Origin of the sequence: Roseburia sp. AF15-21 (assembly GCF_003479505.1) — a bacterium.
In the GTDB taxonomy this organism is placed as follows: domain Bacteria; phylum Bacillota; class Clostridia; order Lachnospirales; family Lachnospiraceae; genus Roseburia_C; species Roseburia_C amylophila.
In genome coordinates, this window is the sequence record NZ_QUHG01000001.1 from 441,392 (window position 1) to 455,106 (window position 13,715).

At 41.8% G+C, this 13,715-nt stretch carries 10 protein-coding genes and 1 pseudogene; all 11 read right to left on the reverse strand.

The genetic code is table 11. The features are described from left to right. Nucleotides 1-13: 13 nt before the first annotated feature. Nucleotides 14-4,534 (reverse strand): PolC-type DNA polymerase III, encoded by a 4,521-nt coding sequence (locus DWW33_RS02160; protein ID WP_118087516.1) that lies wholly within the window; start codon nucleotides 4,532-4,534, stop codon nucleotides 14-16. A gap of 8 nt (nucleotides 4,535-4,542) precedes the next feature. Beyond that, nucleotides 4,543-5,601, reverse strand: coding sequence for a flavodoxin-dependent (E)-4-hydroxy-3-methylbut-2-enyl-diphosphate synthase (gene ispG / locus DWW33_RS02165; RefSeq protein WP_118057388.1), 1,059 nt, complete (start codon nucleotides 5,599-5,601; stop codon nucleotides 4,543-4,545). A gap of 28 nt (nucleotides 5,602-5,629) precedes the next feature. Continuing rightward, complete coding sequence (gene rseP, locus DWW33_RS02170; protein ID WP_118542035.1) at nucleotides 5,630-6,661, reverse strand: RIP metalloprotease RseP; 1,032 nt, start codon at nucleotides 6,659-6,661, stop codon at nucleotides 5,630-5,632. A gap of 1 nt (nucleotide 6,662) precedes the next feature. Then, nucleotides 6,663-7,805 carry a 1-deoxy-D-xylulose-5-phosphate reductoisomerase gene (gene dxr / locus DWW33_RS02175; protein WP_117698708.1) on the reverse strand — a complete coding sequence of 381 codons (1,143 nt, stop codon included), beginning with the start codon at nucleotides 7,803-7,805 and terminating at the stop codon, nucleotides 6,663-6,665. Between the two features lie 8 nt (nucleotides 7,806-7,813). Then, complete coding sequence (locus DWW33_RS02180; protein WP_117841155.1) at nucleotides 7,814-8,620, reverse strand: phosphatidate cytidylyltransferase; 807 nt, start codon at nucleotides 8,618-8,620, stop codon at nucleotides 7,814-7,816. 1 nt (nucleotide 8,621) lies between these two features. Further along, nucleotides 8,622-9,323, reverse strand: a pseudogene (locus DWW33_RS02185) (isoprenyl transferase); the annotation flags it as partial. A gap of 82 nt (nucleotides 9,324-9,405) precedes the next feature. Further along, nucleotides 9,406-9,960 (reverse strand): ribosome recycling factor, encoded by a 555-nt coding sequence (gene frr, locus DWW33_RS02190; protein ID WP_117947063.1) that lies wholly within the window; start codon nucleotides 9,958-9,960, stop codon nucleotides 9,406-9,408. Nucleotides 9,961-9,975: 15 nt separating this feature from the next. Beyond that, nucleotides 9,976-10,671: a UMP kinase gene (gene pyrH, locus DWW33_RS02195; protein ID WP_022243275.1), complete on the reverse strand. Its 696-nt coding sequence runs from the start codon at nucleotides 10,669-10,671 to the stop codon at nucleotides 9,976-9,978. After that, nucleotides 10,671-11,528 carry a polymer-forming cytoskeletal protein gene (locus DWW33_RS02200; protein ID WP_022243276.1) on the reverse strand — a complete coding sequence of 286 codons (858 nt, stop codon included), beginning with the start codon at nucleotides 11,526-11,528 and terminating at the stop codon, nucleotides 10,671-10,673. The genes pyrH and DWW33_RS02200 overlap by 1 nt, the downstream gene beginning before the upstream one ends. Nucleotides 11,529-11,549: 21 nt before the next feature. After that, nucleotides 11,550-12,533: a polysaccharide deacetylase family protein gene (locus DWW33_RS02205; RefSeq protein WP_117841156.1), complete on the reverse strand. Its 984-nt coding sequence runs from the start codon at nucleotides 12,531-12,533 to the stop codon at nucleotides 11,550-11,552. Nucleotides 12,534-12,719: 186 nt separating this feature from the next. Beyond that, the gene (tsf, locus tag DWW33_RS02210) at nucleotides 12,720-13,658 is read right to left on the reverse strand and encodes a translation elongation factor Ts (RefSeq protein WP_022243278.1); all 939 of its coding nucleotides are present in this window, start codon (nucleotides 13,656-13,658) and stop codon (nucleotides 12,720-12,722) included. Nucleotides 13,659-13,715 lie beyond the last annotated feature (57 nt).

Consider the following 13,715-nt stretch of genomic DNA (forward strand, 5'->3'; position numbering starts at 1 on the left):
ACCTTCCTATGTATTAAAAATCAAATAAAGAAAGCTGGTTCGATTCCGGCAAGTCCCCGAATAATCCAAGGTCTCCCATCAGATCAATTACGGTCTTACTAACTTTGGTCCGCTGTCTGAAATCATCCTTGGAAAGGAACGGACCATCCTTGGCAGCCTCTACCACTGCCTCTGCCGCCTTCTCGCCAAGACCATCTATCGTACTTAAGGCAGGCATCAGTTTGCCATCAATAATCTGGAAACGGGATGCCTGGGCTTTATATAAATCAATGGTCCAGAACTCATAGCCTCTTGCATACATTTCCTGCACAATACGCATATCCTTATAGGTATCCTGCTCCTTCTTCGATAGTGAATCCTTTCGTTTCTCATAATCACGCATGAAATAATTCAGCTTGTCTTTTCCCTGACACATAAGCTCATAACTGAATCCGGTTGCACGGATGGAAAAGTATGCTGCATAATATGCCAGCGGATAAAACACCTTGCAGTAAGCAATACGCCATGCCATCATAACGTATGCCGCCGCATGGGCTTTCGGGAACATATACTTAATCTTCTTACAGGACCAGATATACCAGTCCGGTACGCCGTGGGCAGTCATTTCTTCCTCCCACTCTGGTTTTAAGCCCTTTCCCTTACGGACAGACTCCATAATGGTAAAGGATTCCTCACTGTCAAGTCCCATACTGATAAGATAAATCATGATATCATCACGGGTACAGATTGCCGTAGAAATGGTTGCTTTTCCCTCTTCAATCAATGTCTGGGCATTTCCTAACCATACATCCGTACCGTGTGACAGACCTGCTATTCGAATAAGATGGGAAAAGGACTGCGGATCTGCGTCAATTAACATCTGCATCGCAAAGTCTGTTCCAAACTCTGGAATTCCAAGTGCTCCAAGTGTACAGTTTGTCAACATATCCGGTGTAATACTCAGTGCACTGGTATTCTTAAATAAGGACATGACGGACTTATCATCCAACGGAATCTTCTGTGCATCAATTCCGGTTAAGTCCTCAAGCATACGGATCATGGTCGGATCGTCGTGTCCGAGAATATCAAGCTTTAATAAGTTGTGATCAATGGAATGGTACTCAAAATGCGTCGTAATAATATCGGTTGTCATATCGTTAGCAGGATGCTGAATCGGTGTAAAGGAATAAATCTCTTCCCCCACCGGCAATACTACGATACCTCCCGGATGCTGTCCGGTGGTCCGGTGGATTCCCACGCAGCCCTGCACAATCCGGTCTATCTCACAATTTCTCTTATGCACACCATGCTCTTCATAATAATTCTTTACATAACCGAATGCGGTTTTATCTGCCAGCGTACCAATGGTTCCGGCACGGAAGGTCTGTCCCGCGCCGAAAATTACTTCTGTATACTTATGGGATTTACTCTGGTAATCACCGGAAAAGTTAAGATCAATATCCGGCTCTTTATTCCCCTTAAATCCAAGGAATGTTTCAAACGGAATATCAAAACCGGCTTTCACTAACGGCTTGCCACAGTTCGGACACCGCTTATCCGGCATGTCACAACCGGACTGTCCGCCATATTTCTTTACTTCCGGCGAATCAAAATCACTGTAATGACAGTGGGCACAGTAATAATGCGGTGCCAGCGGATTTACCTCCGTGATTCCGGACATGGTTGCCGCAAAAGAAGAACCTACGGATCCACGGGAACCTACCAGATAACCATCCTCATTTGATTTCCAAACCAGCTTCTGGGCAATGATATACATTACCGCATAACCGTTTCCGATAATGGATTTTAACTCCCGCTCCAACCGCTCCGATACGATTTCCGGCAAATCCTCTCCATACATCTCATGTGCCTTGTTATAGCAGATATCACGCAGCATCTGATCGGAATTTTCAATTACCGGCGGACACTTATCCGGGCGAACCGGAGAAATGCGCTCGCACATATCTGCGATCTTATTGGTATTATCGATAACAACTTCTTTCGCTTTCTCACTGCCTAAATAGCTGAATTCCTCCAACATTTCTTCTGTGGTACGAAGATATAGCGGAGCCTGCTCATCGGCATCCTTAAAGCCTTTACCCGCCAGAATAATACGACGGTATACTTCATCCTCCGGGTCCATAAAATGCACATCACAGGTTGCCACAACCGGCTTATGGAATTCTTCTCCTAATTTTACAATCCGGCGGTTGATATCCTTTAATTCATCCATAGTGGAAATCGGCGCTTTTTCATCTTTTATCATAAATGCATTATTTCCAAGAGGCTGGATTTCAAGGTAATCATAAAACTTCACCAGACGGATAATCTCTTCCTGCGGCCGTCCCTGTAAAATTGCCTGATAAAGTTCTCCCGCCTCACAGGCAGAACCAATCAGTAAGCCTTCCTTGTGTTTTAAGTATTCGCTCTTTGGAATTCTCGCCCTCTGATGGAAATAATCAAGGTGGGATAAGGATATCAGCTTATAGAGATTCACACGACCCAGATCATTCGTTGCAAGAATAATAGCATGATGGGTCGGCATCTTCATAACGGTCTCTTTGCTGACATGTCCCTCGGCATTTAATTCATCCAGTGTATTGATGCCACGGTCAGCAAGCATTTTTACAAACTTTTCAAATATTTCAGCGGTACATGCTGCATCGTCTACCGCACGGTGATGATTCTCCAGCGAAATATTTAATGCCCTTGCTACGGTATCCAGCTTAAAACGGTTCAGATTCGGCAACAGCATTCGTGCCATGGCAACAGTATCTGCAATGGTAAAATCATAAGGAATGCTTAAACGGTCACAGTTATATTTGATAAAGCTCATATCAAAATCAGCATTGTGTGCTACCATAACAGCACCATCACAGAAGGCTAAGAACTCCGGCATAACTTCTGCAATCACCGGTGCCGTAATTACCATATCATCTTTGATTCCGGTCAGATTTTCAATGTGGAACGGAATCGGCACTTCCGGATTAACAAAAGTGGAAAAGCGCTCGGTTATATTCCCTTTTTCTACTTTTACCGCACCAATTTCAATAATTTTATTTACCAGCGGTGAAAATCCGGTGGTCTCTATATCGAATACCACATAGGTATCCTGCAGAGACTGATTCTTTGAATTTTCTACAATGTCCTTCAAGTCATCCACAAGATAAGCTTCCACACCATAGATAATCTTAAAGTCCGGGTCATCCGGCAGTGCATGGTTTGCAATCGGGAATGCCTGGACATTTCCATGATCGGTAATCGCCAGTGCCTTATGTCCCCACTTATATGCCCTTTTTACCAGATCTCCTACATCAGTAACACCATCCATGTCACTCATCTTGGTATGGCAATGAAGCTCTACTCTCTTTAACGGGCTGTTGTCCATTCTTATTGTAGTAAAATCAGGGATTTTCTTAATTCCGACAATGGAGCCGATGGTCAGCTCACTGTCAAATTTATCAATGGTCGTTACACCTTTAATTTTAAGAAATGCTCCCTTTTTCAAATCTCCCATCAGTTCCGGTAGATTCTCATTTTTTGTAAAGATTTTAAGCACAATGGAATCCGTAAAATCCGTTACCGACATAATGATAATTGTCTTTTCACCACGGATTTCTCTTGTATCTAATGTCATTATCTGTCCACGGATGACAACTTCTCCCATTTCACCTACGATGGTCTCAATCGGAATTGCATCCTCTTCAAAATCACGGCCATAAATAACATCCGGATTGTCTGATTTTTTAACAAAATCTCTTCTCTGGAAGGAAGATTTTCCCTTGAAATCCTTTCCGCCGGAAAAGTTATTCTTTCCAGCAGCAGGTGCTGCTCCTGCACCTTCTGTGCCGGTAGTCTGTTTTTTCTCCGGGGCAGCAGGTGTTTTTTCCTTTTCTGACGCTCTAGCATCGGGCTGTGCGTTTGCTTCATTGGCAGCAGGCTGTTCCATGCCATCCGCATTCTGCGTTCTTGCAGCAGCGGTTCGTGCCACGATATGGGCAACCTCTGTTTCAATCTGGCTGTCTGCACTCTTTAAATAATCATTTTCTGCCGGCTTCTCATACTGTGGCTCAATCATTAATTTTAATCCACAACGTTCGCAGATGATTTTTTCTAAGATATCAATCAGTTCATTACTCCGCTCTGTGGCAACAATGGTATCCTCTAAGGTAAGAATCATATGGTCTTCCCGGTCAAATTCCATTTTGCTGCAGCGCATCAGATTATAGAGCAGTACGCTGTAATTGCGAATCTCTTCTAAAATACTCTCCCGGTATACCGCCATCAGTTTTTCCGGTGTATACTGGCTGGATAAATTAAATTTTTCTATGATTTTAACAGCTATCTCCTTGTGCGGAAATAGCTGTTGTCTGATTTCTTGTTCAATATGATAGATTTCCGGTTTGGGAATTAGCCTTGTACTCTCTAAATAAATCCGCAGTGCATTCTGTGCGGAATTCGATGCCACTTTTGTAATCTCTGTTTCTTTCAAAAGTGCACTCATCTCTCCGGTAATCTTTAATGTCGGAAAAACTTCAAAAAACAGTTTTGCCATAATTTTTCCTACTCCTTATTCCAGTTCAAAAGTTCCTTTCTTAATTCACTTAAGAGCTGATTCTCCGGTACTTTACGGTCTATCTGACCATGCTTTATAATTAGTCCTTCTCCCACACCGCCGGCAATTCCGATATCGGCTTCCTTTGCTTCTCCCGGTCCGTTGACTACACAGCCCATAACAGCAACCTTGATGTCTAAAGGAATGTCCGCTACCATATTCTCTACCTGATTTGCCAGTTCGATTAAGTTGATTCTTGTTCTTCCACAGGTCGGACAGGATACTACCTCAATGCCACCCTTGCGGAGTCCCAAGGTTCTTAAAATCAGTTTTGCTGATTTAATTTCTTCTAACGGATCTCCGGTTAATGAAACACGAATGGTATCTCCAATCCCCTGATTTAAAATCAGTCCCAGTCCAATGGAGGATTTAATATTTCCGCTGATAATCGTTCCTGCCTCTGTAATTCCCACATGCAGGGGATGATTGGTTTGCTCAGCAATCAGTTCATGGGCTTTTACACACATCATAACATCTGAAGATTTGATACTGATCACGAGATTGTCATATCCCATATCTTCAATAAGATGCACTTTATCCAAAGCACTTTCTACAATGCCTTCTGCAGTAACACCATGATATTTTTCTACTAAATCTTTTTCCAGTGAACCGCTGTTGACTCCCACACGGATTGGAATATTTCTTTCCTTTGCTACGTCTACCACAGCCTGCACACGCTCTTTGCTTCCGATGTTGCCCGGATTGATTCTGATTTTATCTGCTCCATGCTCCATGGCAGCAATAGCCAGCCGGTAATCAAAATGAATATCTGCAACCAGTGGTATTGCTATCTGCTTCTTAATCTCAGTCAATGCTTCTGCGGCTTCCATTGTCGGCACCGCACAGCGGATGATATCACAGCCTGCCGCTGCCAGACGGTTAATCTGCTCTACGGTTGCTTTTACATCCTCTGTCTTTGTATTGGTCATTGACTGTATCAGGATTGGATTTTTTCCACCGATGATACGGTCTCCTATTTTTACCACTTTCGTATCTTTTCGTTCCATGATTGCTTTTCCTCCTGTGCAGGATTATTTAAAATAATTTTCGAATATCGTTAAACATAACAAGCACCATCAATGCCAGAAGCAGCATCAGTCCGACAAAATGAACCATGCCCTCTTTGTCCGGATCCACCCGTTTCTTTCTGACGGCTTCTATAATCAGAAATACCAGTCTTCCTCCGTCTAATGCCGGTAATGGAAGCAGGTTCATAATTCCAAGATTGGCAGTCAGCATTATGGAATAATTAATTAATGTCAATACCACCGATAGCGTTCCCGCTGACTTGCTCTCGTCATAAGTATCACCAATATTCTTTACAATACCTACCGGTCCCGAAAGTTCATTGACACTGACTCTTCCGGTCACTAACATCTTCAAGCTGTCCATGGTAACTTCTATCCAGTATTTCACTTCATATACGCTATATTTTATGGTCTCAAAAATATTACCCCGCTCACGCATGGTATTTCCATAGATTCCAAAGAGATTTCTTCCTGCTTCTTCATCATATTTCGGGCTGATGGTACAGGTATATTCCTCTCCATCTCTTTCATAGGTCACTTCCAGATTCTCATTGGAATGAAACAGCGTGTAAACACTTACTTCACGATAAATATGAATGTTCTTTCCATTGATTTCTTTAATGATATCTCCAGCCTGAAGTCCTGCTTCCTCTGCCGGATATCCTTCCATAACACCTTTTACCTCCGGCCGGTCAAATCCGGCTGTCCCGATAACAATCAGTGCCAGAAAGAATGCCAGAATAAAGTTAAAAACCGGTCCTGCCGCTACAACTGCTATTCTCGCCCATACGGACTTGCTGTTAAAGGAGCCTTCACTTTCCGACTCTCCGTCTTCGCCTTCCATCATACATGCTCCACCAAAAGGCAGCAGTTTTATGGAATATTTTGTCTCTCCCTTTGTAATTCCAAATAGCGTTGGTCCAAGTCCCAGGCAAAATTCATTTACTTTGATTTTATTTTTCTTTGCCAGCAAAAAATGTCCCAGTTCATGAAAAATAATAATAAAACTGAACATTAAGATTGCAATGATTATTTTCAATCTACCACCTGCTCTCTATATACTCATACGCAGCCTGCTCTGTTGCAAGGATTTCTTCTACGGACGGACTGGCAATATAGGTACACTGCTCCATACACGCCTGTGCAATTTCCGGAATCTCCAAGAAACGGATCTTTCCGTCTAAGAACATTGCTACCGCTCTCTCATTTGCTGCATTAAAAGCAGTCGGAATGTTACCGCCCTTTCTACAGGCTTCATAAGCCAGTTTCAATCCGTAAAAAGTCTCCATATCCGGCTCTTCCAATGTAATTGCCTTCATTTTCCAGAAATCAAGCCGGTCTCCACTTAAGTGTAACCGTTTCGGATAATACAGGGCATACTGGATTGGAAGCCGCATATCTGCCGTTCCAAGCTGTGCAATGACTGCACCGTCTTCATACTCTACCATAGAATGTATGATACTCTGTGGTTGTACTACAACCTGAATCTGGTCTGCATTTACATCAAACAGCCATTTTGCTTCAATGACTTCAAGTCCCTTATTTATCATGGTTGCGGAATCAATAGTGATTTTACGTCCCATGCTCCAGTTCGGATGCTTCAATGCATCTTCCACTTTTACCTGTTCTAATTCCGCCCGCTTCTTTCCACGGAATGGTCCGCCGGAAGCTGTCAAAAGTATTTTTGCAATTTTATTGTCTCCGGCTCCCTGCAGAGACTGAAAGATTGCACTGTGTTCACTGTCCACTGGAAGGATTTTCACATTACATTCCTTTGCCAGCGGCATAATAATATGTCCTGCGGTAACTAAAGTCTCCTTATTAGCTAGTGCAATGTCCTTTCCTGCTTTCATAGCGGCTATGGTCGGACGGATACCAAGCATACCCACAATGGCAGTTACAAGAATCTCTGCTTTCTCTTCCGTTGCTACTTCTAAAAGTCCTTCCATCCCGGAAGCCACCTTTACCTTCAAATCTGCAACCCTTGTCCGAAGCTCAATCGCATCCTCTTCTGCCCATACAGCAACCAAAGCCGGATGAAACTCCCGGATCTGTTCTTCTAATTTTGCAATATTATGTCCTGCCGCAAGTGCAGTTACTTCAATATCTCCATGTTCTCTTACAACAGAAAGTGTCTGGGTTCCGATGGAACCAGTGGAACCTAAAATTGCAATCTTCTTCATGTTTCCTCCTACTTGCCAATCAGATATAATGCAAGATAATAAATAATTGGCGCTGTAAATATTACACTGTCAAAACGATCTAAGATTCCACCATGGCCAGGAATCAGTTTGCCATAATCTTTAATGTCATAATTACGTTTGATTGCAGATGCAGTCAGGTCTCCAATCATAGATATGATTGCCCCAATCGCACAAATCATGCAAAGCATAATGATATCACGGTTGGTGCTTCCCATAGAGCCCTGGAAAACAAAGCAATAAATCAGGGTTAATAATGCTGCTCCCACTACTCCGCCAACAGCTCCTTCCCAGGATTTCTTCGGAGAAAGCACCGGTGCCATCTTGTGTTTTCCAATCAGCACACCCACGCAATATGCACAGGTATCGCAGCCCCAGGAGCATAAGAAAATTAACCATACAATATAAGCTCCACCCGGTAGCATTCTGGTCTGATATACATAAGAAAGCATCACCGATACATAAAATACACCAAAAAATGCTGCTAACATCTGCTCGGTATGATATTTCGGATAAGAAAATACATATACAAACATCAGCACTACCAAAAGTGCGATGACAAATAACATCATATCCGGAATAAACTGAAATTTCAGATTGCAATAATATACAATCGTTGCCAGTCCGCCGACGACACCGGCACAGCTTTTTTCAATTTTAAACACACGATACAGTTCATACAATCCAATCAAAGAAATAATTCCGGTTACTGCCAGCAGCAAATCATTTCCGGTAATAATGAATACCAGTGCCAGAATTACCAGCACGATTCCACTTAATAATCTTGTCTTAAACATATTACTCCTCCTCTATCTTTCCATATCTCCGGTCTCTTCCGCTGTAATCCTCTACTGCTTTACGCAGTTCTTCCGGTGTAAAGTCCGGCCATGGAACCTCAGTAAAATATAACTCACTATAAGCAAACTGCCACAGCAAGAAGTTGGAAAGCCTCTGTTCTCCACTGGTGCGGATCATAAGATCAGGATCCGGAATATCTTTCGTATCAAGATAGGATTCATATTTCTCTTCGGTAATCTCCTCTGCCGAAATACCATCCTGCCACATTTTCTTCATTCCACGGATCATTTCATCTCTTGCTCCATAATTAATGGCAATCTGTAAATTCAGTCCCGTATTATGGGCAGATTCTCTTTCCAATACAGCAATCTGCTGCTGGAATTTATCATCCAGCCGGCTGGTATCCCCGATTACACGGACTCTCATATTATTCTTGTCCGCTGTCTTTATACAGTTCTTAAGATAACTGCTCAAAAGCTTCATCAAAGCATCTACTTCATTCTGTGGACGGTTCCAGTTCTCTGTGGAAAATGCATACATGGTTACGTATTCTATGCCCAGATCATGCGCTGCTTTACAGATAACTTCAACATTCTTTGCCCCCATAGTATGTCCATAGTTTCTTGGCATTCCTCTTTTCTTTGCCCAGCGTCCGTTTCCATCCAGAATAATTGCAACATGTTTTGGAATCTTCATCTTTGTTCTCCTTTTTACAGATGTTTACAACATAAAAGGGGACACGGCAATCGCGCTATGTCCCCATATGTGTCGTACATGGATAAGATTATACCGTAAGGATTTCCTTTGTCTTTTCCTCTACTGCACCATCAATTTTTGCAATATATTTATCCGTAATTTTCTGAGTATCGTTTTCTAATTCCTTTAATTCATCCTCAGATACTTCATTTGCTTTGTTCTGTTTCTTGAATGCATCATTGGCATCCCTTCTGATATTACGGATTGCCACCTTGGCATTCTCACCTTTTTTCTTAATATCCTTTGCCAGTTCTTTACGTCTTTCCTCGGTAAGCTCCGGGAATACAAGACGGATTACTTTACCATCGTTGGTTGGATTTAAGCCTAAATCAGATGTTAAAATTGCTTTTTCAATCTCTTTTACAAGGGATGCTTCCCAAGGCTGGATCTGAATCATTCTTGGCTCCGGAACATTGATATTTGCAACCTGCTGTAACGGGGTCGGTGTTCCATAATAATCTACAGTAATTCTGTCTAAGATATGCGGATTCGCTCTTCCTGCCCGGATAGTTGCATATTCTTCCACAAGATTCTCGTATGATTTCTGCATTTTCTCTTCATATGGGGTTAATCTGCTATCCATAAATAATCTCCTTTATTATACAGTCACTTTCGTGCCGTTAAATTTTCCGCTCATTGCATTTACAATGCTGTCCGGCTCATTTAATCCGAATACATACATTGGCATTTTATTTTCCATACACATAATAGATGCGGTTAAATCTACTACTGCAAGCTTCTTATCAATCACTTCCTGAATGGATACCTCATCATATTTCTTTGCTGCCGGATTTACCTTCGGGTCACTGTCATAAACACCGTCAATGGCTTTTGCCAGGAAAATGCCCTCTGCATCCATTTCAATGGCACGGAGTACAATTCCGGTATCTGTTGAAAAATAAGGATGTCCTGTTCCACCTGCAAAAAATACTACCATTCCTTTTTCAAAATATTTATTGGCACGGTCTTTTGAGAAAAGTTTGGTCATGCTTCCACACTCAAACGGAGTCAGAATCTGTGTCATCATTCCAACAGAACGGAAGATTTCAGATACATAAATACAGTTCATAATCGTTGCAAGCATACCAATCTGGTCTGCTTTGGTACGGTCGATAGTCTCGCTGGAACGTCCTCTCCAGAAATTACCGCCACCAATTACAATTCCAACCTGGCATCCGCCATCTACAATCTGTTTTACCTGGCGGGCAACTTCTGTTACGGTCGGCTCATCAAAACCTGTTTTCTTTTCTCCTGCAAGTGCTTCTCCACTTAATTTTAAAAATACTCTCTTCATTATTTATTCTCTCCAAAAAGACTTTCCACATCAATATCAGCATAGCACTGGGAACAGAAACCTTCGATAACTGCACCATTGTTAATCTGAACAGAACGGGATTTGATGTTACCCATAACAACTGCAGAAGTATCTACAACTACAGGTCCCTGAACATCGATATCGCCCTTGATTGCTCCTGCGATAACTGCAGAGCTTGCAGTAATATTTCCAATAATGACAGAACCAAGTCCGATTTTAACAGTTCCGGTGCTTACTACTTCACCTTCTACTTTTGCAGCATCAGCGAAGAATTCAGCAGAATTGCTGTTTCCATTGATAGTTCCGGTAACAACCAGCTTGCCATTACACTGAACATCACCATTAATATTTCCACGGATATCTAAAGAACCAGTAGATGCCATATTACCGGTAATGGATGTTCCTTCTGTGATTACAGATACTTCATCTGAAACTTCATCTGATGTCTGAACCGGAGCAAAATGCGCCGGAGTTGCCGGCTGTACCGGTGTTACTGTCTCTTCTGGCATTGTCATGGTTTCATTTGCTGTTGTCTCACTCATTTTACTTTCCTCCTGAATATGTAAATCTTCTTTTTCTTCTGCAGCTGGTGTCTCTACTTTTGTTTCTGTTTCCTGTGCCGGTGCTTCCTTCTCTACCGGAGCATTGGCATCCTTGGTAACCTTTTCTAAAAGTCCGTCCAATTTGGATAATTCAGACTCCACATCCAGTTCATCTTCCAATGTATTGACTACTACATCGTTATCCTGCTCTGCTGCCTCTGTTGTGTCTTCACCCGGTACCAGTTCGTTCACTGCCTGTGATAAATCCTCTTTAAAATCTTTAAAAAAGCTCATTCTTAAAAACCTCCATTTTTTCTATTGAACACTGTCTGCACTAATATGCTGTATTACAGTTGTATCCTCAGTAATCGGAAGTAACTCTACTCCCTGTGCCTGTAGTGCCTCAATCATCGGACCTAAGGCTTCCACCGTTGTCTCCTTCGTATTTGCATCATGAAGTAACACAACCGATGTTTTATATTTTACCACATCCTCTAACACATTATCTACCAGCTCGTCCGCTGTATATGCCTGTGATGTAGCATCACCACTGGTTACATTCCAGTCAAAATAAGTAACATCCTGATCATTCAGATATTTTATAAACTCTTTCATATCTGTATTACTGACCTGATTGCTGCTTCCACCCGGGAAACGATAATAATGGCAATCCTCTCCGGTTATATCATAAAGATAATTTTGTATTTTGGTAAAATCATCCTCAAAATTTTCAAGCGAATCGTAAATCACACTGTATTTATGGGAATAAGAATGCATTCCCAGTGTGTGCCCCTCATTTACAATTCTTTTATACATCTCCTGGGACTCTTCATCTTCTTTTCCCACAACAAAAAATGTTGCTTTCACATTATACTGCGCCAATGTATCAAGAATAGCTGCCGTATTGGAACTTGGTCCATCATCAAAGGTAAGATATACTTTAAGCTGATCTCCCGGCTGTGCCTTGTTGCTTTCATCCTCTGCCACCAATGGCTGGACAATCGAACTGTCTGCATTCTGATCCTGATATTCTGTGTCTGTCTGTAATTCCGTTCCAGTAGACATTTCTCCTTTCGACTGGTTCTCATCCTGCTGTACCTTTCCGGAAACAATACCGCTTGATACCAGCCTGTCTATCTGGTTCTGTAAAGAAATTACCCGGCACAACAATACCACGCACAAAATAATCGATATCAGCATCCAGGCGAAGATAGATGTTATAATCCCCGTCTTCATGCGATTAATGCGTTTTCGCCTTTCCCGCTGTTCCTTTAACCCCTTCGTGGTCTTCTCTTCCATGTAGTGACCTCCCGGTCATAAAATCTCTTTTCTATTGTAACACACTTTAACAAAATATCACTATAAAAAATAATTTTAATTGAATTACTTCTTGAGATTTTTCTTTCTTTTGTCAGAAAATTCCCCTGCAGAAATCACTCTACAGGGGAATTTTATATACTTTTACAATTTGTGCTAAGCTTTTGCTTAGTTTCCTGCTATCTGAGCAGCAACTTCTGCAGCAAAGTCTTCATTTTTCTTCTCCAAACCTTCACCTGTTTCGAAACGTACAAACTTCTTAACAGATACAGGAGCACCAACTTCTTTGGAAACCTGCTCTAAGTATTTTCCAACTGTCTGTTTTCCATCTTCTGCTTTTACATATACCTGATCTACTAAGCAGATTTCTTTTAACTCTTTGCTGATACGTCCTTCGATCATTCCATGGATAACCTTTTCCGGTTTCTGGGACTCTTTCGGATCATTCATAATCTGAGCTAAGAGAATTTCTTTCTCATGTGCGATGTAATCTGCACTTACTTCATCTCTGGAAACATATTTTGGATTTAAAGCTGCTATCTGCATTGCAATGTTGGTTAATGCTTCTTTTACTGCATCATTTACAACAGTTGTGTCAGCATCAACGATAACACCGATTCTTCCGCCGCCATGGATATAAGATACTACACAACCATTCTCAGCTACAACCTTTTCGAATCTACGAATCTTTAAGTTCTCTCCGATAACTGCAACTTTCTCTACTAATGCATCTTTTACTGTCTTGCTTTCATCTGCATTCCATTTTTCTTCCATGAATGCATCCATGTCTGCTGCGTCAGAGTTTACTGCCTGTGTTGCAACAGCCTCTACAAACTCACGGAATGTATCATTTTTAGCAACGAAGTCTGTTTCAGAGTTAACTTCAACAACTGCTGCTGTCTTATCATCTTTTACTACAACAGTACAAAGACCTTCTGCTGCAATTCTTCCAGCTTTCTTCTCAGCTTTTGCCTGTCCGTTTTTTCTTAAATATTCAACAGCCTCATCCATGTTGCCGTCTGTTTCACCTAATGCTTTTTTACAATCCATCATTCCTGCGCCGGTTAATTCACGCAGTTCTTTTACCATTGCTGCTGTAATAGCCATCTTCATTTTCCTCCATTTATTTTTTCTAAAGGTAAGGACAGGCAATTACTGTCTGTC